Source organism: Actinoplanes sp. NPDC051388 (genome assembly GCF_055586225.1).
In genome coordinates this window covers 754,240-773,693 of the sequence record NZ_JBVJIP010000001.1, presented here as the reverse complement: position 1 = coordinate 773,693, position 19,454 = coordinate 754,240, and the positions used below count along the sequence as shown (strand labels likewise).

Below are 19,454 nucleotides of genomic sequence, written 5' to 3'. Positions count from 1 at the left end.
ACCTGGCAGTAGAAACCCGGATCATTGCCCGCCCATATCTCCTCGGTTTCCGCCGCGTGACCTCCGCCCGGCCGTCCTTTGCAGACAGATGCATGACAGACATCGACGTTCACCCATGGTGGGGTCGGAGTAATCCACGGGGGAGGTAGTAGCTACATGTCCACATCGAGTCGATTTACCAGGGTTCGCTGGCTTTCCACTTTTCTAGCCGTTCTGCTGGCCTTCACGCTCGGGCCGCCGATGTCCAACCCGGCGCAGGCCGAGCCCGGCGACACCCCGAGCACCACGGCCGGCCGCGCGCCGCAACAGCGCGGTCTCCCGGCCACCGCCACCACCGGCGACGCGGTGGCTCCGAACAACCGCCCACCCGTCGTGCCACCGGTGGTGCGCGCCGGCGGCGAACCGGAGAAGCTCAGCAAGCAGCAGCTCACCCGGGCCCGGCAGGCCGCGCCCGGCGAGGCGTTCACGGACCTGCTGCTGCGCCCGGGGTACGTGGTCGGCGACACCTCGCTGGTCGTCTACTTCAACCTCGCCGACGAGGCGTTCACCTCCTGGCGGGTGGACCTCTTCGACGTCTCCACCGGCACCCGGCAGGAGTCGGTGACGCTCGGCAAGGACGCGCTGGCCACCAGCATCTGCCGGCAGCCGCGCAAGTACTGCAAGTCGCTCGGCACGGCCGAGGGCTGGACGCTGGACGCGGGCAAGGACTACTTCGTCACGATCACCGCGATCTATCCCGACGGCGACGTCCCGTCCGCCGCCTCCGAGCAGTCCAAGCCGCGGGTCACCGTCGACCCGCCGGCCATCCCGAACCGCCAGGCCGCCGGCTGCGGTTGCAGCGGCGCGCTCGGCATGACCGACGCCAGCCAGGCGATCCGGGCGATCGGCGTGAACACCGGCACCGGCGCGTTCACCCGCAGCGAGCGTGACCTCTCGCTGTCGTCCTACGGCGTCTCGTTCTCGTCGTCCCGCGCATATTCGTCGCTGAACACCGGACCGTCCGCGTTCGGCCCGGGCTGGGCCTGGATCTACGACATGAAGGTCACCGAGTCCGAGGGCGGCGCCGTGGTGCGCGCCGAGGACGGCTCGGACGTGCTCTTCGCCGCGGACGGAGACGCCTATTCGAGTCCGCCCGGCGTGCGCAGCACCCTGCGGCGGGCGGGCACCGGCTGGGAGCTGGTCACCCGCAACAACATCGTGTTCGGCTTCGACGCCCAGGGCCGGCTCGCCTCGATCCTGAACCCGCGCCAGGCCGGCCTGCGGCTGACCTACGCGGCGAGCTCGATCACCGTGAAGGACCAGTCGGGGCACGAGGTGCAGGTCAAGGTCGAGGACGGGCTGATCCGCTGGATGCTGCTGCCCGATCTGCGCCGGGTCAGCTACGACTACACCGACGGCCTGCTCACCAGGGTGCGCGACGCCCGCGGTGAGTACTGGAGATACCGGTACGACGCGGCCGGCCGCCTCACCCAGGTGATCGACCCCTATCAGAAGACCACGCTGACCAACGAATACGACCCGGCGACCGGCCGGATGGTCAAGCAGACGGACGCCCTGGGCGCCGCCACCACGTTCCTGTGGGACGCGGGCAAGCAGGAGGCCAAGACCACCGACGCCGACAACGTCGTGGTCTGGGACGGCTACAAGGGCAACGTCCTGCTCTATTCGCAGCGCGGCAACGGCGACACCAACAACCACCGGTACGACGGCCGGCTCAACCGCAACCTGGTGGTGAACGGCAACCAGAACCAGCACGAGTCGCAGTACGACGCGGCCGGCAACCTGATCGAGCAGTTCGCCCCGCAGAAGCGCTTCAGCTCGAAGATCCAGTACGACGCCCGCAACAACCCGACCACCCACGTGGACGCCGAGGGCCAGACGTGGAAGGACGAGTACAACCAGTTCGACGAGCTGATCAAGAGCACCGACCCGGAGAACCACTCGGTCACCTACGAGTACGACACCCGGGGTCTGCCGGTGCGGGTCACCGACCAGCGCGGCAAGATCACCACGATCGAGTCCATCGCGGACGGCCGGCCGAACGCCGGGCTGCGCTTCGCGACCGTCACGCCGGAGGGCCGGCGGATCGAGACCGGCTACGACAAGACCGGCCGGGCGGTGTCCTACACCGACCCGCGCGGGTTCGTGCCGGGCGCCCGCAGGTCCGACTACACCACGCTGACCTACTACGACGAGCAGGACCGCACGGTCGCCACGCTGGAGCCGGGCAAGCGCAACGCCGCGAAATCGGAGTTCGACGCGGTGGGCCGGCTGCGGAAGTCGATCACTCCCGAGGGCGTCACCACGACCTACGCGTACCTCGACAACAGCGCGCTCAAGGCGGCGTACGAGGAGCGGCGGACGCTGCTCTACACGTACACGCCGGCCGGGCGCCGGGCCACCATGGCGATCGACATGCAGCACTCGCCGGACCTGGTGAACAGCTGGGCGTACAACGCCAAGGGGCTGGTCGAGTCGGTCACCTCGCCGCGCGGCAACCTGCCCGGGGCGAACAAGGCCGACTTCACCACGACCTATGTGTACGACGCCAACGACAACCCGGTGCAGATCTCCCGCCCGTACCCGGGTGGCATCGTGGTCAAGCGGGACATCGCGGTCGACGATCTGGACCGCACGGTCGAGACCACGGACGAGTTCGGCGCCAAGGCGAAGTTCGACCGGAACAACGCCGGTGACGTCAAGGGGTCGACCGACAGCCTCGGCCGCAAGACCTCGATGACCTATGACAAGAACGGCCGGCAGACCGGGATCAGCGACCCCAAGGGCGCCGAGACCAAGACGGAATACGACGCGGCCGGCAACAAGATCAAGACGATCTCGCCGACCGGCGGCATCACCACCTACGAGTACACCGACGACGGTCTGCTCTCCGCGCTCACCGAGCCGCGCGGCAACGTCGCGGGCGCGGACAAGGAGCGCTACACCGCCCACTTCGAGTACGACAAGGCGGGCAACCAGGTCCGGGCGATCGACGCGCTGGACAACGTCACCACCACGAAGTACGACGCGAACAACCGCACGGTGTCCACCACGGACGCGCTGAACCACACCACGTACTTCGACTTCGACGAGGACAACCGCACGTCGAAGGTGATCGGCCCGGACGCCAACGCGCTCGGGGCGACCACGTACGAGTACGGCGAGGACGGCGCGATCGCCGCGGTGCGGGACCCGAAGGGCCGCTGGACCCGGGTGGACTACGACGAGGCCGGCCGGATGGTCCGGACCACCGACCCGCTGGGCCGCAGCACCTACGCGTCCTACGACGCGGACAGCAACCGCACCGAGACGCTGGCCCTCGACCGGCTCGAGGTGCCGTGGCTGCTCTCCGACAAGGAGCGGGCCAAGCGCACGGTGGTGGACGAGTACGACATCGTCGGCCGCCGCACCAAGCGCATCCTCGGCACCGGCGGCCCGGTCTACACCTGGGGCTACGACGCCAAGGACCGCACCACGTCGGCCGGCGACCCGACCGGGGTCCGGGAATACACGTACGACGACGAGGACCAGATCAAGACGGTCACCCGCAAGGAGGCGGACCGGCCGGACGAGGTCTTCACCTACGGCTACGACGAGCGCGGCAACGTCACGTCCCGGCAGTACCCGAACGGCACCACGGTCGGGTTCGGCTACGACGCGGCCAGCCGGATCACCTCCCTGACCACCGCGGCGGCGAACTGGTCGTTCGGTTACGACGTGGCCGGCCGGCGCACCAGCACCACGCTGCCGGGGGCGACCGGGCTCACCGAGAACCGGTCCTACGACGACGCCGGGCGGCTCACCGCGATCGGCACCGAGCGCACCGGCGACCCGGTGGCCGGCGTGCAGGACCCGGTGTCGCGCTACGACCTGACCCTGGACGCGGTCGGCAACCCGACCCGGGTGATCACCACCCGCGGCGGCACCGCCGAGTCGGTGGCCTACGAATACGACCGGGCCGACCGGGTCACCGCGGCCTGCTATGCCACGGACAGCTGCGACAGCCGGGCCAAGCCGGCCGGCCGCATCGACTACGACTACGACCTGGTCGGCAACCGGACGAGCCAGAAGCGCTCGGGCACCGCCGGCAGCGACCTGACGACGTACAGCTACGACGCCGCCGACCAGCTGCAGTCCGAGCTGCTGCTCGACGGCGCGCACAGCCGGCTGACCACCTACGACTACGACGAGCGGGGCAACCAGACCAAGGCCGGCGGCGACCGGCTCACCTACCACCTGGACAACAGTGTCGCGACCGCGAACGTCAACGGCCGGACCACCGCGTTCGACTACGACGCGGCCGGCCTGCGGCAATCGTCCACCACCACGGCGCCCGGCCAGGGCGCCACGAAGCAGCGGTGGACCTGGGACGTGGCGGGCACGCTGCCGCAGATCGCCCAGGACTCGACCGCCGACGCGGCCGGCACGGTCACCGAGAGCCGCAGCTTCACCTATGGCCCGGACGACGAGCCGCTCGGGCTGCTCGATTCGTCGGGGGCGGCGCACGCGTACACGCACGACTGGCTCGGCGGGGTGGCGAACATGCTGTCGCCGACCGGCACGCTGGAGAAGGGCTACGACTACGACCCGTTCGGCAATCCGCGGGTCGGCGCGACGCTGGCCGCACAGGAGATCCCGTCCGAGGGCACCGGGGTGCAGAACCCCATGCAGTTCCACGGCGCCTATCAGGACTCGACGACCGGCAGCGGCAACTACTTCATGCGGGCGCGGAACTACGACCCGGGCACCGGACGGTTCGCCACCCGGGACCCGATGCCGACCGCGGCGGGCTCGACGTCGGCGTACACGTACGCCGACAACAACCCGATGGCGATGTCCGACCCGACCGGCATGATGCCGGACGCCGGGCCCACCACCACGACCGAGGGCACGGCCGAGACCACCGGCCCGTCGCCGGAGGACCTGGCCAAGGCCAAGCAGCTCCAGAGCAAGAGCACGCTGGACGTCATTCTCGAGGCCGGCGGCCAGATCCTGATGGAGATCCTGGGGATCAACGACATCCTGAACTGCCTCAAGGGCGACCTGATGGCGTGTGTCTCGATGATCGTCGGCGCGCTGCCCTGGGGAAAGATCTTCAAGGCCAAGAAGATCGCCGAGGCCATCTTCAAGGCCGGCAAGGCGGTGCTGACCTTCTTCCAGGAACTCAAGTGGGCGAAGGCGATCATCAGCGGCGCGGAGAAGGCGGCCGAGGCGGCCAAGGCGGCAGCCGCGGCAGCGGCCAAGGCAGCCGCGGAGAAGGCGGCGAAAGCCAAGGCGGCAGCGGAAGCGGCAGCGAAGAAGGTCGCCGCGGAAGCCGCCGAGAAGGCCAAGGCGCTGGCCGCCAAGGCGAAGGCGAAAACCAAGAAGTCGGCCGGCGACAGCGGCGGTGACGGGCCGTCCTGCCCGATCAACCCGGGCAAGCACAGCTTCGTCGCGGGCACGCCCGTGCTGCTGGCCGACGGCACCGAGAAACCGATCGAGAAGGTCGAGCCCGGCGACACCGTCAAGGCCACCGACCCGCAGACCGGCGAGTCCGGCGACCGGCAGGTGACGCACACCATCCGCACTGACGACGACAAGGAGTTCATCGACGTCAGCGTCACCGGCGCGGACGGCGAGCAGCACACCATCACCACGACCGAGTCGCACCCGTTCTGGTCGGTCACCCGCAAGGCGTGGGTGGACGCGGGCAAGCTCAAGGAGGGCGAACTGCTCAAGACGGCGGCCGGCACCTATGTGCAGGTCTCCGCGGTCAAGGCGTATGCGGACGACGAGCGCACCTACGACCTCACGGTCGACGGGCTGCACACGTACTACGTGGCCGCCGGTGACACCTCGCTGCTCGTGCACAACTGTGGCGGCGCCGGCGTCACCAACGGCCGGCCGCACTCGTCGAGCTGCACCTGCGCGAGCGGCGGTCCGGAGCGGATCCCGAACAACCCGTGGGGCGGCAAGGGCAAGCCTTCCACCCAGGCCCAGAACGAGGACCTGCAGCAGCAGTTCATGGACGCCAACCCGGACTGGAAGCACGAGGCCGGCGGCACGAAGCCGGAGCAGAATGTGGACGGCCCGAACGGTGAGGTGCGCCGGCCGGACCTGATCTTCGAGCACCCGAGTGGGCAACGCATCTACATTCAGACCGTCACCACCTACAAGAACGGCGCGGCGATCCCGGAGGAGCTGGAAGCGGCACTGGACATCGCCAAGTGGGGCAACGGCCTGGTCATCATGTATCCGAAGGTTCTCTGACACATGGGTAAGCGGCGAACGAAGCAGATCATGTTCTTCCTCACCGAGGAGGACGAGGTGAACCTCGCGGCCCGGCTGGCCGAACGCCTGCCGGCGGCGTTGCTCATCGACGAGTGGCACTGGGAGCACGTCGACGTGCCACCCGTGCGCGATTCGCCGCTGCACTGCGACAAGGTCATCGGGATCTGGAACTCCCAGGTCCCGGTGACCGGCGTCGCCCGCTCGAACGGCGTCATCGACGGGCCGGACACCGGCGCGATCGTGCAGTGGCGCCGCAGCCGCCCGGACGGTCCGGCCCTGCGGGCCGGCCGCTGGGCGGCGCTCTACGACGAGTCCGACGCGGTGGCCGCCGAGTTCGTCCGGGCGCTCTGGCGGGTGATCAACCCGGTCACGACGAACAACCTGGTCCGCACCTCGGGCGATCCGGGCGGGGACCGCTCGGAGCGGCGGTTCCGGGTCGGCGCGGACGCGCTGCGCCGAGCCGCCGCGGGCGAGTTCACGCTGGTCTCGGACGCGCTGGTGCTGGCACCGGCCTAGGCCGCGGCGCGCTGACGCTGGGCGCGCAGGGCCGCCCGCAGGCAATGGGCCAGCCCGATCGCCTGCAGCAGGGTGAGCACCGGCTGGTCCACCACGAACCGCAGGTCGTACGGCCGGTAGTTGAGGTCCGAGCGGCTCGTGCCGCGCGCCTGGGCCATCCGGCGCCCCAGCACGTCGGTGAGCACGATCTCCTCGTCGGCCCACGCGCCGGTCAGCACCGGCCCGTCGCGCAGCAGGATGGTCGACCCGCGGAGCGCGACCAGCGGCGCCGAGCCGCGGGTGCGGGCGATCGCGGTCGCCGTGCCGGAGGCCCACCGCTGCCCGTCCGCGCCGTGGATCCCGACCCGCCGGCGCGGCGCCAGGACCGCCCGCCGGATCGTCGCGATCGGCTCGCCGCCCTCTCCGGTCACCGGCCACCGCCACCGCGCCTGCGGCAGCAACAGCACGCCCTTGAAGGGGCCGTCCGGATCCATGGCGGGAGTCTGCCACCATCCGAGGCATCGACGCCCGTGCCGATCGGCGCGATCTCCGGTACGTTCCCGAGACATGAGATCGTTGCGCCCGCTCGCCGCCGCCGCCCTCGGACTTGTCGTGCTCGCCACCAGCAGCGGCTTCACCCGGGAGAAGACGCTGACCTGGTCGCTGACCGAGACCGGGGTGACCACCCAGTTCCGCGGTCTTTCCCCGGTCAGCAACCGGGTGGCCTGGGCGGCCGGCGCGGCCGGCACCATCCTGCGCACCGTGGACGGCGGCCGCAGCTGGCAGCAGGTCGGCCCGCCCGGCGTTGCGGAGCTGCAGTTCCGCGACATCGAGGCGTTCGACGCGCGCAACGCGGTGGCGCTGACCATCGGCGAGGGCGAGGACTCCCGCATCTACACCACGTCGAACGGCGGCCAGAGCTGGACGGAGACGTTCCGCAACGACGAGCCGACCGCCTTCTACGACTGCGTGACGTTCCTGGACCGCCGGCACGGGCTGGCGCTGTCCGACCCGGTCGGCGGCAAGTTCCGCATCGCCGCGACCTCCGACGGCGGCCGCAGCTGGGCCGTGCAGTCGAACGCGGGCATGCCGGCCGCGCTGACCGGCGAGTTCGCGTTCGCGGCCAGCGGCACCTGCCTGGTCACCGCGGACCGGCTGAACGGCGGCCACGCGTGGTTCGCGACCGGCGGCGGCGAGCGTTCGCGGGTCTTCTCCACTCGGAACGGCGGCCGCACCTGGAGCGTGACCGACAACCCGATGCCGGCCGGCCCGTCGGGCGGCATCTTCAGCCTGGCCTTCAGCGACCCGTGGCACGGCATCGCGGTCGGCGGCGACCTGGAGACCCCGACCGCCTCGCCGAACGCGGCGGCCACCACGCGCGACGGCGGCCGCACCTGGCAGCTGGCCACGACCGCGCCGGGCGAGTACCGCTCCGGCGCGACCTGGGTCGGCCCGAGCCCGTTCGCGCTGGCGGTGGGCCCGAGCGGCAGCGACTATTCCTACGACGGCGGCCGCACCTGGCGCCGTTTCGACACCGGCACCTTCGACGCCGTGCTGTGCGCGCCGGATCTCTCCTGCTGGGCGTCGGGGTCCGGCGGCCGGATCGCGAAGCTGAAGCTCAGCCGTTGAGATAGGTCAGCACGGCCAGCACCCGGCGGTTGTCGTCGTCGGACGGCGCCATGCCGAGCTTCGTGAAGATGTTGTTGATGTGCTTGCTGACCGCCTTCTCGGTGACGAAGAGCTTGGCCGCGATGGCCGCGTTGGAGCGGCCCTCGGCCATCTCGCCGAGCACCTCGCGCTCGCGGGCGGTCAGCACGGCCAGCGGCTCGCGCCGGGCCAGCAGCTGCGACACCACCTCGGGGTCCATCGCGGTGCCGCCGTTCGCCACCCGGCGCACCGCGTCCACGAATTGCGTGACGTTGGACACCCGGTCCTTGAGCAGGTAGCCCACGCCGCCGGTTCGGTCGCTCAGCAGCTCGCGCGCATAGAGCGGCTCGACGTGCTGGGACAGCACCAGAACGGGCAGGCCGGGCACTTCGGTGCGGGCCTGGATCGCCGCCTGCAGACCCTCGTCGGTGAACGTCGGCGGCAGCCGCACGTCCACCACGGCGACGTCCGGGCGGTGCTTGACCAGCGCGGGCAGCAGGGCGGGACCGTTGTCGACCGCCTCCACCACCTCGAAGTCGAACGCCTCCAGGATCCGGGTCAGGCCATCCCGGAGGAGGGCGAGGTCTTCGGCGATGACAACGCGCACGGCAGCTCCATGGTCACGACGGTCGGCCCGCCCGGCGGGCTGGACAGCGTCATCGTGCCATCGAAAGCTGCGAGGCGGCGCTCGATGCCGCGCAGACCGGTGCCGGCCGACGGGTCGGCGCCGCCGCGCCCGTCGTCGCCGACCATCAGGAACAGGGTGTGGTCCTCGTGCCGCAGGCTCACCCAGGCGCCGGTCGCGCCGCTGTGCTTGGCCACGTTGCTGAGCGCCTCGGCCACCGCGAAATAGGCCGCCGACTCGACCGGTGTCTCCGGCCGCCCGGGCACCCCGCCGTCGACCGAGGTGGGCACCGGCAGGCTCAGCGCCAGCGCCCGGACCGCACCGTCCAGCCCACGTTCGGCGAGCACCGGCGGGTGGATGCCGCGCACCAGGTGCCGCAGCTCGACCAGCGCGATCCCACTGGACTCGCGGGCCTCGGCGAGCAGCTTGCGGGCCGCCGCCGGGTCGCGGTCGACCAGCTCCTCGGCCAGCCCGATGGTCATGCCCAGCGAGACCAGCCGGGCCTGGGCGCCGTCGTGCAGATCACGCTCGATCCGGCGGAGCTCGGCGGCCTGCGCGTCCACCGTGTCGGCCCGGGTCTCGGTCAGCTCGGCGACCCGCAGACGCAGCTCGGCGGCCTGGGTCGGTGCCAGCAGGATCTTCGCGAACTTGGCGTCCAGCCAGCGGAACCAGGGCGCCGCGAGCAGGCCCAGGGCGAGGATCACCGCGCCCTGCGGAAGGGACAGGAAGCCGTCGCCGAGGGAGTTGATCGGCCAGATCGCCGCATATCCATATGTCCCGGTGCCCAGCCAGATCCAGAGCGGGGTCAGGGTCACGCCCTCGAGGCCGTAGAGCGGCAGAGCCAGTGAGAGGATGCCGAGGGCCAGCCCGACGAGCGCGCCCGGCAGCAGCCAGGCGAAGTCCCGCCAAGTCGCCGGGTCCCGGATGATCCACATATAGCGCCGCCAGCCGACCCCGGTGCCCTTGGTCGGCCGCGGCGCATAGGGCCGGGCGATGAAGACGCCGGAGCGGGCGGCCCGGCGCCGCTCCAGATCGGCCCGGGCCCGCACCACGCTGGTCATCAGCGGCAGCAAGACCAGGCCGAAGCCGGGAATCATGCTGAGCACCAGGGCCAGCACCCACAACACGAAGAGTGGAAAGTTGATGACCGCGAGCGCGATGGACAGCACGCCGCCCGCGACGGCCCGGAGCCCGCGGCGCGTCCACTCCCCCAGCTGCTCGTCGGTCACCATCTCCACCCCCCGATTCTGACCCTTCCGCGCTGCGAACGCCCTCCTTCGTCAGGAACGGTTACGCAGCGGCTCGCCGATCTCGTGCAGGTGCACCAGCGCCTGCCGGTACGAGTCGATCAGCCCGGTGATCTCGTAGTCGACCCCGATCTCGGCGCAGTAGCCCTGCACGATCGGCTGCGCGTGCCGCAGGTTCGGCGACGGCATGGCCGGGAAGAGGTGGTGCTCGATCTGCCAGTTGAGCCCGCCGAGCGCCACGTCCATGGCCCGGCCGCCGCGCACGTTGCGCGAGGTCAGCACCTGCTTGCGCAGGAAGTCCTCGTCGCCGGTCGGGTGCGGCATGCCCTTGTGGTTGGGCGCGAACGTCATGCCCAGATAGACGCCGAACACGGCCTGGTGGATCGCGAAGAAGGCCAGCGCCTGCAGCGGGCTGAGCACCAGCACCAGCGCGGTCAGGTAGCCCACGAAGTGGATGCCGAGCGTGAGGGCCTCGAGCCAGCGCTGCTTGACGTAGTCCTGGCGCAGCGCCGCGACGCTGTCCTTGCGCAGGCTGATGCCGAGCAGGGTGAGCAGCGGGAAGAACAGCCACGCCTGGTGCCGGGTCATCCAGGCGCCGATGCCGCGGCGTTCACCCGCGGACTCCAGGTCCCAGACCAGCGCGCCGGGGCCGACGTCCGGGTCGAGGTCGTCGTGGTTCGGGTTGGCGTGGTGCTTGGTGTGCTTGTTCTGCCAGTAGCCGTAGCTCATGCCGATGCCGAGGTTGCCGGCGATCATCCCGGCCCGGCCGCTCGCCTTCGCCGTGCGGAACACCTGCCGGTGCGCGAGGTCGTGGGCGACCAGCGCGAGCTGCGCGAACGTGACGCCCATCGCGACCGCCACGAGCAGCGTCCACCACGAATCACCGACCAGGAAGAACGCCGTCCACACGCCGCCCACCAGGAGCGCCACCAGAGAGAGCCGCACCACGTAGTAGAACGGCCGCCGATTCAGCAACCCGGCCGCCTTGATCCGGCGGTTGAGTTCCGCGAAGTCACTTCCGGCGGCGGTTTTCGCCGTCATCGTCGTCATGCCATGCAAGCATTCCGGGCAGGCGAGCCGGCGTCAGGAGTGCAGTCCCCCTCGGCATGGTGGTGCTATCACCCCTGTTTTCCGCGCGACTGTCTGGGTGATGATCTCCGACCGGTTGGGAGAAAGTGATGGATCTGCAGCTCAACGACAAGGTGGCGGTGGTCACCGGGGGCACCGTCGGCATCGGCCTGGCGATCGCCCGCGGTCTGGCCGCCGAGGGCGCGCACGTGGTCCTCTGCGCCCGTGACGCCGATCGGCTCGCCGAGGTGACCACCCGGATCAAAACCGATTTCGGGGTACGCGCCACCGCGGTGGCCGCCGACGTCGCCACCACCGAGGGCACCGATCGGCTCATCGCGGCCGTCTCCGGGATGGGCGGCGCGGACATCCTGATCAACAACGCCGGCACCGGCAGCGAGGAGACCATCCTCGAGGCCCCGGACGCGCGCTGGCAGGCGTACTGGGAATTGCATGTGATGGCCGCGGTCCGCCTGGCCCGCGCCCTCGCACCGGGGATGAAGTCCCGCGGCGGCGGGGTGATCCTGCACAACGCGTCGATCTGCGCGACGCAGCCACTCGGTTACGAGCCGATCTACAACGTGACCAAGGCCGCGCTGGTGATGTTCTCGAAATGCCTGGCCAACGAGCTCATCGGGGACGGCATCCGGGTCAACGCGGTGAACCCGGGGCTGGTGCGCACGCCGGACTGGGAGAAGACCGCGAAGCTGCTCACCGCGGGCACCGACCGGTCCTGGGAGGACCATCTGCAGCAGATCGCCGACGACAACGCGCCGATCGGGCGGTTCGCCGAACCCGAGGAGATCGCCAACCTGTTCGTCTTCCTCTGCTCGCCGCGGGCCTCATACATGGTCGGATCCACCTATTACATCGATGGCGGCTGGCTCAACGTCACCACATGATCTGCACCTTCTATGCTCTTGCGGGCCGTCGAGCACCTGGTGGTGGTCACCCACGGCCGGGCGCTGCTGTCGTCGCCGCGGACCGCGATGATCCACGGCGACCTGGTCGGCCCGGCGGCGCTGCTCGACGACACCGACCTGCGCAAGCTGATCGACCTCGACCAGCCGGTCGGCATCCTGATGATGTACCTGCTGCACCTCGTGCCCGACCGCGACCGGCCGCAGGACGCGGTGGCGGCCTATCGGGACGCGGTCGCCCCGGGCAGCCTGCTGTCCATCAGGCACGCGGCGAACGACAAACGCCCGGACTACATGGCCCGCATCGCGGCCATCTATGAGCGGGCGAACCAGCCGTTCACCCCCCGCGGCAAAGAGGACATCGCGGCGTTCTTCGGCGACTGGGAGCTGGAGGCGCCGGGTCTGGTCAATGTCTGGCCGCACCCGGCGCCGCCCGCCGACATGGATCCCCAGCTGCTCGATCTGGGTTACTCCGGCATCGCGCGCAAGCCCGTCTAGAGGTCGGCGACCTCGACCAGCACCTTGCCCACCGCGGCGTTCTCCACCGCGCGGTGCGCCTCGGCGGCCTCCGCCAGCGGGAAGCGCAGCAGCGGCAGCCCGTGCTCCTCGCCGACCGGCAGAGCGCCGTCCCGCACGGCCGCGGTGATGTCCTCGGCCGCCACCGCCAGCGCCTCGGGACCCACCGTGTAGAGCACCAGGAACTGGTAGCGGGTGTTCAGCATCATGTTCTGCCGCACGTTCAGCTCGAGGCCGGCGCCGCCGTCGTCGGCGTAGATCGCGATCGTCCCGTGGTTCTTGATCACTTTCAGGTCCAGCTCGATGTTCCGCGATGCCGCGACCTCGACCACGATGTCCACCCCGTCCGGCGCGGCCCTTCGGATCTCGGCGGCCGGGTCGCCCTCGCGGTAGTTCACCACGTGGTGCGCGCCGGCCGCGGTGGCCAGCGCGGCCTTCGCCGGGCCGCTGATCGTGGTGAGCACCGTGGCGCCGGCCCACCGGGCGAGCTGGATCGCCGCGTGCCCGACCGCGCCCGCGCCACCGGCGACCAGCACGGTCAACCCGTCCAGCGCCTTCGGGGCGAGCCGGCGCGGGCCGCTCTCGGAGACGGTGAGCGCCCGATGCGCGGTGATCGCCGGCACCCCGAGCGAGGCGCCGAGGTCGAACGACGCCGCGTCCGGCAACGGCACGACCGCCTGCGCGGGCAGCACGGCGAGCTCCTGCGCCGTGCCGCCCGGCCGGTTGAGCTGCGCCATGTAGGTCCACACCCGGTCACCGGGCGCGAGCCCGGTGACCCCGGACCCGACCGCGTCGACCACGCCGGCGCCGTCGTGATGAGGGGTGATCTCGGGGAAGGCCATCGGGACGGACGACCCCGATCGGTTCTTCCAGTCGGTCGGGTTGACGCCGGAGACGGCGATCCGGACGCGGACCTCGCCGGGGCCGGGCTCGGGAACGTCGCGGTCGACGAGGCGGAGGACGGACGGGTCACCGGTCTCGCTGTAGATGATGGCCTTCATGACTTCAGGTCTACCCCGTCGGCGGGCGTGAACTCGACCCTTGACCGGATTTGCCGGAACCCGGTGCGTTCCAGATCACTCACCGCGGCCACCCGGTGCGCGTCGACGTCCGCCGTCACCTCCGGCACGTCCTCGAAGACCCGCACCGCGGCCGCGATCAGCTCAGGCCGGGCGGTTTCGTCCAGCACGCCCAGATAGACCAGCAGCGGAAAGCACGCCTGCACCGCCGTGCCCGCCACCCCCACCGGAACGCCGTGGTCGAGCGCCACCACCCACTCCGCCGGCTTGCTGTGCAGCCAGGCGAGCGGCTCGGCGGCCAGGTCGACGCCGCCCACCACGAGCGCGATCTCCCGCCCGGTCAGCACCTCGGGCTCGGCGATCCGCGCCACCATCTCCTCGATCTCGGCGAGATCGGCGGCCGGCCGGAAGGTGTATCGCCCCGACCCGTGCGGCAGCGGGGTCCCGGTCCACGAGCAGCGCAGCCGCTCGCCACGCTCGACGAGCCCGGCCAGCCGCGCGGCCGCCATCGGCGCGGTCACCACGGCCCGGACGTCGGGCCGCCGCCGCCAATGCGCGGGCATCGCGGCGTAGTAGGTCTTCGGTCCACCGAGCGCCTCGTGCGCGGCGGTCAGCAGCTCGGCGCCGACCCACGGCTCGGCGACCAGGTCGAAGTGCTCCAGCCACGGCTCACCGACCGCGCCGGGCGGCAGCAGCCAGGCCGCGCGCCCGACGACGAGACCGTCGAGGATGGCGACCCAGGTGTGCTCGGGCCGATAGCCACCACCGGCGATTCCGGCGGCGTAGGGCATGCGGCGCACATCCGGGAGCGGGTCAGGCATGGATTCGAAGAGGGCTTCCTCGCCGGCGACGAGCGGGCGCACAACAAGATCAGACATGGCGAAACCTCCGGGCGACGAACGCCCCGAGGACTCAGTGCCGCTGTTACGCCAGAACGCGGCCGGGGCGCAGAACATCGGACATTGTTCTGACCTCCCTCCCGGCTGACGGCGTGCCGACAGCTTAGCGGTCCGGCCACAATGGTGCGGGTGGAGGGATTCGAACCCCCTAGGCGCGAAGCAACCGGTTTACAGCCGATCCCGACCCTCCCGCGTCGGCGCACCCGCTCGGCGTGCCGCCGTCTCGCTGGACGGCGGGCACGGATCCGTTGCAGGGGCGGGATTTGAACCCGCGACCTCGGACTTATGAAACCCGTGAGCACTCCGAACTGCTCCACCCTGCGTGGACCCGACCGGACTCGAACCGGCCACCTTCCGCTTGCAAGGCGGACGCTCTCCCTGATGAGCTACGAGCCCTCTGCTGCGTACCCGGAGCGCGATTCGAACGCGCACTGTCGCCGACCTGAACGGCGTGCCTCCTGCCAGTTGGGCTACCCGGGCCTGTCCAGTTGTCCTCCCCTGCCGGGAAGGTCGTGCCCTCGGCGCGATTCGAACGCGCACCACCGGCGCCCTCGACGCCGTGCCTCTGCCAGTTGGGCTACGAGGGCCCGTGTTGTGCGGGGACGAAGTGCGGCGTTCCGTGCCGTTGGCGGGGTAGCGCAAGTAGTCCCCTCCAGCGAGCCCCGGCGTGCGTTCCGCCGCGGCCGGCCCGGCCCGGCCGTCACCCCTCGTCCCCGCACCCCGAGCGACCCGTGGGCATCGAACCCACTTCTCCGGCTTGGAAGGCCGGCATGTCCGCCGAGTCCACCAGAATCGCAGAATGCGGTTTGGTCTCCATTTCCGCGCACCATTGTCACCCGGGAAAAGGGGACCGGGAAAGGCGTAGGCTCGTTTCTGCTCGTGCGAGGCCAGGCACTTCCGCCCGCCTCGGAGAAGTGTGAGCCGGCCGATCCCTTCGCCGGACAACCTCATCCCGGTCGGCTTTGCCCGGATCCCTGAAGACCGCCGATCCGGACCGGCAGCGGCCCTCGCGCCGGACCCACAGAGACCCGCGTTGGATCTGCAGCAGTAGCGGCCGATCCGTCGGCGCCGCGGCCCGTCCCCGCACTGGTGATGCGAAGAAAGTCGCAGCTCAGGACCGCCGGGACAACAAAAAGCCGCCCGACCCGGAGAGGGTGGGCGGCGGCTCGACCGCGGGTCTCACCCGTGCAGTCGGCCCACCACCCTGGTCCCCAGAAGCTGACCCAGGAGCTCTCCATAGGCGTCGCCGGAGTCGAGCAGATAAAGCTCGGCCCCACGACGCGGCGATAGCCGTCGCGCGCTGGTGGCGGCCTGCCGAATCATCTCGAACTCCTTAGCTCAGTCTCACGTCTGCGCCACACCGTGCCGGTGCGACTGACGGAAACGATAATGCCTCCGCACCGCATTCCGCAATGCTTTTCCGTCAGCTATTCCGTGACGCGCCCGAGTACCGAAACCTGCGTCGGCGCCGGCGCCGACGATCATTTCGCCGAACATCGGTGCGGGTCTCGGTCATCTCGCCGGCCGACAGCAAAGTTGGCGGATCGAGTAGGTGTCCCGCTCGATCATTCCGCCGGGTGGCTGACCATCACCGCATGCGACGAGTTCACCTCGACGGTGCGCGCGCCGGCCCGCTCGGCCATGAAGCGCTCCAGACCGGGAGTGATGGCAACGGTCGTGTGGGGGCGGCCCTGATCGAATCGCTGTCGGACGGCTGGAGACGGCGGTCGGCGAACCTGGCTGCCGGCTCTCCGACAACGACCAGGCACCAGGACGGGATGGACTGTCCGGCTGGCGACTTGCCGGGAACGGCGTCGGCACTAGTCTGCCGCCGTGATGGAAACGGCACGACTGCGTCTGACAGACCTCGACCCCGGGACGGCGAAAGCCATCGTGGCCGGCGACCGGGACGGCCGTTCGTGGCATCCGGAGTTCCCCAGGGAAGACGATCAGGACGCGGCGACCATGTGCGCGCGGCATCCCGACCCGGTCTTCGGCTCATGGGTGATCGTGGACAAGGGCACGGACCTGGCGGTGGGCACGATCGGGTTTTTCGGGCCGCCGGATGACACCGGGACCGTGATGCTCGGCTACGGCCTGGTGGCGCCCGCGCGCGGCCACGGCTATGCGACGGAGGCACTGCGCGCGGTGGTGGCTTACGCCTTCGCTCGGCCCGAGGTCAGCACACTCACGGCCGACCCGCTGCAGGACAACGTCGCCTCCCACCGCGTGCTGGAGAAGGCGGGCTTCACCCGCACCCACTCCACCGGCGAAGCGCACTGGTACACCCTCGCTCGCGCCGACAACTGAGGCCGGCGCGGCCCATCGCGCACGCTGCCACACCACCGGAACAACGGGAGACCACCGCGGGAGACCGCGGGAACCAGCGCCCGGAAGGTGTTGCGCATATGTGTGCAGAGCAAAGGGGCCGCCCCGGACCACGGCGGTCCGGGGCGGCAGGTCGTCGGCCGTGCTACGAGGCGCAGGTGCTGTCCGCCGGCGGCAGGGTGCCGGACCGGAGGTAGGCGTTCACCGCGTCGTCCACGCACTCGTTCGCCCGGTATACGTAGACGCCGTGGGTTCGGGCGCCGGCCAGGGTGATCATGCGGGAGGCCTCGAGGGCACGGTGCATCGACTTGGCGGCGGGCAGCTGGGAGTTGATGTCCTTCTCGGCCTGGACCACCAGGGCCGGCACGCGGTTGTCGATCCGGACCCGCGGCGTCAGCGGTGGCGGGGCGAAGGCGCACGGCGTGATGGTGCGGGACATCGGTTCGAAGATGGGCGATGCGGCGCGATGGGCTTCGATGTCGCGGCGATACCAGGACGGGTCGCGCGGGACGGTCGCGTCCGCACACATGATCGCGGTCTGTGCCGAATGCAGCGGTGACTCGGCGCCGGTCAGGGCGCTGGCGACCACCTCGGCGATGGCGTCGGTCGGGGTGGCCGGTTCGCCACGCGCCGCGGCGGCCAGCTGGACCATGGTCTCGGCCAGCGCCCGGTCGTCGGTGTCGTCGCTGAGCAGCCGGGCGATGATCGGTGGCAGCACGGTGTCGTCCAGCGCGAAGTCGCCCACCCGCAGCGGTTTGCGGGCTGAGGCCGCGTAGACGCGTTCGACTGTGGCCAGCACCGCGGCTCTGGTTGAGCCGAGGTGATATTCGGCGTCGAGCGCGGCGGCGCGGGTGGCCCATTCGCCGAGCATCGCCTGGCGGAATGGGGCGGTGCCACGGAGCAGGAGTGTGCCGGGGGTCGAGGGATCGACGGCGCTGTCCAGCACGATGCGGTCGGCTCGGGTGGGGAAGAGCTGGGTGTAGACCGCGCCCAGATAGGTGCCATAGGAATAGCCCAGGTAGGAGAGCTTCTCGTCGCCCAGGCCGGCGCGGATCGTGTCCATGTCGCGGGCGATGTTCGCGCTGGAGGCGTACCGGAGGCGTTGATCTTTGCAACGGCTCGCCAGGTCGCGGCTCAGCGCGCTGATCCGGGCGAAGCTGGAGACGCCGGCCGAGCGCGGCAGCCAGCTCTGCGGCCAGCCGCAGTCGATCGGCGTGCTGCGCCCGGCGAAGCGCGGGTCCATGCCGATCAGGTCGAAGCGCGCCGCGGCCTCGCCCATCGCGGCGCGGGCGTCCGGCACGACGCCGAGCACGGGGCTGGCCGGGCCGCCCAGGTTTAGGATCATCGCGCCGACGCGGTGTCCGGCGTCCGGCGCCTTGCTGCGCGCGATCGCCACGGTGATGGTCCGCCCGCCCGGCCGCGAATGGTCCAGCGGCACGGTCACGTCGGCACAGTCCACACCGGCCTCGTCGAGCGCCCGGCCTTCCTCGTCGTCCGGCCCGAGCGCGCAGCCGTGCCAGGAGATCGGCGCCGGCGAGACCGCGGCCTGGGCGGGCGGGGCCGTCAGGCACAGGCCGACGGTCAGCGCACCGATCAGGACTTTCGACAGGGAGTTCATCGGTACCTCACAACCAGAGTGCCGGCCGCCAGCGCGACCACGACATAGAGGGAGAAGACCGCGAAGCCGGTCCAGGGGGTGAGAGACGCCGCGTCGTGGCCGACCGTGGTGATCGCCGCGGCGGCCGGTTCCGGCAGGTAGGGGTAGATGCGGTCGGACAGCGACGGCGGCAGGAAGCCGGACACGATCTGCGGGCCGAACAGCAACCCGAGCAGCACCGCCACGGCCGCCGTGCTGTTCCGCAGCAGGGCGCCCAGGCCGAGCCCGAGCAGCGAGACCATGGTCAGCATCAGCGCCCCGCCGACCACCGCCCGCAGCACGCCCGGATCGCTCAGCGGCACGTCCAGCGCCTCCCGCGACAGCACCCGCTGCCCGAGGACGAACGCCGCGAACGACCCCGGCAGGCTCAGCGCGAAGGTCGCGCCCGCGACCACCACGGCCTTGCCGACAAGCACGGGGGTACGCCGCGGCACCGCCGTGAACGTGGTGCGGATCAGCCCGGTCCGATATTCGCCGGTGATCAGCAGCGCGCCCAGCACCCCCACCGCGATCTGCGCCAGCTGCACGCCGGCCAGGCTGACGGCGGTCGCGTCGAACCCGGACGGATCCGCCGGCGGCCGGGTCACCCGCACCATCGAGTAGAGGAAGCCCAGCCCCACGGTCAGCGCGGCGGCACAGGCCAGCGCGTAGTAGGTGGACGGCACCGAGCGGAACTTGGTGAACTCCGCGCGCACGACGCTCATCGCGTCACCAGGTGCAGGAACGCGTCCTCCAGCGAGGCGTGCCCGGCGGTCACCGACGC

General features: G+C 70.8%; 14 protein-coding genes and 6 tRNA genes. 6 read left to right on the top strand and 14 right to left on the bottom strand.

Annotation, left to right across the window (positions count from 1 at the left end; genetic code table 11):
- Nucleotides 1–156: 156 nt before the first annotated feature.
- Nucleotides 157–6,249 (top strand): polymorphic toxin-type HINT domain-containing protein, encoded by a 6,093-nt coding sequence (locus tag ACZ6TI_RS03715; RefSeq protein WP_465343415.1) that lies wholly within the window; start codon nucleotides 157–159, stop codon nucleotides 6,247–6,249.
- Nucleotides 6,250–6,252: 3 nt separating this feature from the next.
- Nucleotides 6,253–6,786, top strand: a complete 534-nt coding sequence (locus tag ACZ6TI_RS03710) for a hypothetical protein (RefSeq protein WP_465343414.1) — start codon at nucleotides 6,253–6,255, stop codon at nucleotides 6,784–6,786.
- On the opposite strand, the gene ACZ6TI_RS03705 is transcribed toward ACZ6TI_RS03710, so the two are convergent.
- On the bottom strand, nucleotides 6,783–7,259 hold the full coding sequence (locus ACZ6TI_RS03705; protein WP_465343413.1) for a hypothetical protein: 477 nt from the start codon (nucleotides 7,257–7,259) through the stop codon (nucleotides 6,783–6,785). The genes ACZ6TI_RS03710 and ACZ6TI_RS03705 overlap by 4 nt on opposite strands.
- A 73-nt stretch (nucleotides 7,260–7,332) precedes the next feature.
- Between ACZ6TI_RS03705 and ACZ6TI_RS03700 the strand changes: the two genes are divergently transcribed.
- The gene (locus ACZ6TI_RS03700; protein WP_465343412.1) at nucleotides 7,333–8,394 is read left to right on the top strand and encodes a WD40/YVTN/BNR-like repeat-containing protein; all 1,062 of its coding nucleotides are present in this window, start codon (nucleotides 7,333–7,335) and stop codon (nucleotides 8,392–8,394) included.
- On the opposite strand, the gene ACZ6TI_RS03695 is transcribed toward ACZ6TI_RS03700, so the two are convergent.
- Genes ACZ6TI_RS03695 through ACZ6TI_RS03685 form a run of 3 tightly spaced genes read right to left on the bottom strand, consistent with a single transcriptional unit; the run spans nucleotide 8,384 to nucleotide 11,334 of the window.
- Nucleotides 8,384–9,019, bottom strand: a complete 636-nt coding sequence (locus ACZ6TI_RS03695; RefSeq protein ID WP_465343411.1) for a response regulator transcription factor — start codon at nucleotides 9,017–9,019, stop codon at nucleotides 8,384–8,386. The two genes, ACZ6TI_RS03700 and ACZ6TI_RS03695, sit on opposite strands and share 11 nt — an antisense overlap.
- Nucleotides 8,971–10,269, bottom strand: a complete 1,299-nt coding sequence (locus ACZ6TI_RS03690; RefSeq protein ID WP_465343539.1) for a sensor histidine kinase — start codon at nucleotides 10,267–10,269, stop codon at nucleotides 8,971–8,973. Before ACZ6TI_RS03690 ends, ACZ6TI_RS03695 begins: the two co-directional genes overlap by 49 nt.
- A gap of 48 nt (nucleotides 10,270–10,317) precedes the next feature.
- The gene (locus ACZ6TI_RS03685; RefSeq protein ID WP_465343410.1) at nucleotides 10,318–11,334 is read right to left on the bottom strand and encodes a fatty acid desaturase family protein; all 1,017 of its coding nucleotides are present in this window, start codon (nucleotides 11,332–11,334) and stop codon (nucleotides 10,318–10,320) included.
- A gap of 128 nt (nucleotides 11,335–11,462) precedes the next feature.
- Between ACZ6TI_RS03685 and ACZ6TI_RS03680 the strand changes: the two genes are divergently transcribed.
- Nucleotides 11,463–12,254: an SDR family NAD(P)-dependent oxidoreductase gene (locus ACZ6TI_RS03680; protein WP_465343409.1), complete on the top strand. Its 792-nt coding sequence runs from the start codon at nucleotides 11,463–11,465 to the stop codon at nucleotides 12,252–12,254.
- A gap of 12 nt (nucleotides 12,255–12,266) precedes the next feature.
- Nucleotides 12,267–12,770, top strand: coding sequence for an SAM-dependent methyltransferase (locus ACZ6TI_RS03675; protein ID WP_465343408.1), 504 nt, complete (start codon nucleotides 12,267–12,269; stop codon nucleotides 12,768–12,770).
- On the opposite strand, the gene ACZ6TI_RS03670 is transcribed toward ACZ6TI_RS03675, so the two are convergent.
- The 8 genes from ACZ6TI_RS03670 to ACZ6TI_RS03635 all read right to left on the bottom strand — a co-directional run bounded on the left by ACZ6TI_RS03670 (nucleotide 12,767) and on the right by ACZ6TI_RS03635 (nucleotide 15,502).
- Nucleotides 12,767–13,789: an NADPH:quinone reductase gene (locus ACZ6TI_RS03670; RefSeq protein WP_465343407.1), complete on the bottom strand. Its 1,023-nt coding sequence runs from the start codon at nucleotides 13,787–13,789 to the stop codon at nucleotides 12,767–12,769. The genes ACZ6TI_RS03675 and ACZ6TI_RS03670 overlap by 4 nt on opposite strands.
- Nucleotides 13,786–14,685, bottom strand: a complete 900-nt coding sequence (locus ACZ6TI_RS03665) for an acetyltransferase (protein WP_465343406.1) — start codon at nucleotides 14,683–14,685, stop codon at nucleotides 13,786–13,788. Before ACZ6TI_RS03665 ends, ACZ6TI_RS03670 begins: the two co-directional genes overlap by 4 nt.
- Before the next feature lie 142 nt (nucleotides 14,686–14,827).
- A tRNA-Tyr gene (locus ACZ6TI_RS03660) sits at nucleotides 14,828–14,913 on the bottom strand.
- 41 nt (nucleotides 14,914–14,954) lie between these two features.
- Nucleotides 14,955–15,029: transfer RNA gene (locus tag ACZ6TI_RS03655), tRNA-Met, on the bottom strand.
- Nucleotides 15,030–15,102, bottom strand: a tRNA-Ala gene (locus tag ACZ6TI_RS03650).
- A 9-nt stretch (nucleotides 15,103–15,111) separates the two neighbouring features.
- Nucleotides 15,112–15,186 (bottom strand) — tRNA-Leu (locus ACZ6TI_RS03645).
- A gap of 33 nt (nucleotides 15,187–15,219) precedes the next feature.
- Nucleotides 15,220–15,293 (bottom strand) — tRNA-Leu (locus tag ACZ6TI_RS03640).
- A gap of 136 nt (nucleotides 15,294–15,429) precedes the next feature.
- Nucleotides 15,430–15,502, bottom strand: a tRNA-Gly gene (locus ACZ6TI_RS03635).
- 1,040 nt (nucleotides 15,503–16,542) lie between these two features.
- Between ACZ6TI_RS03635 and ACZ6TI_RS03630 the strand changes: the two genes are divergently transcribed.
- Entirely contained in the window at nucleotides 16,543–17,016 is a 474-nt protein-coding gene (locus ACZ6TI_RS03630) for a GNAT family N-acetyltransferase (RefSeq protein WP_465343405.1), read from the top strand.
- A gap of 163 nt (nucleotides 17,017–17,179) precedes the next feature.
- On the opposite strand, the gene ACZ6TI_RS03625 is transcribed toward ACZ6TI_RS03630, so the two are convergent.
- Nucleotides 17,180–18,652, bottom strand: coding sequence for an alpha/beta fold hydrolase (locus ACZ6TI_RS03625; RefSeq protein WP_465343404.1), 1,473 nt, complete (start codon nucleotides 18,650–18,652; stop codon nucleotides 17,180–17,182).
- Nucleotides 18,649–19,395: an ABC transporter permease gene (locus ACZ6TI_RS03620; RefSeq protein ID WP_465343403.1), complete on the bottom strand. Its 747-nt coding sequence runs from the start codon at nucleotides 19,393–19,395 to the stop codon at nucleotides 18,649–18,651. The genes ACZ6TI_RS03625 and ACZ6TI_RS03620 overlap by 4 nt, the downstream gene beginning before the upstream one ends.
- Nucleotides 19,396–19,454: the final 59 nt, after the last annotated feature.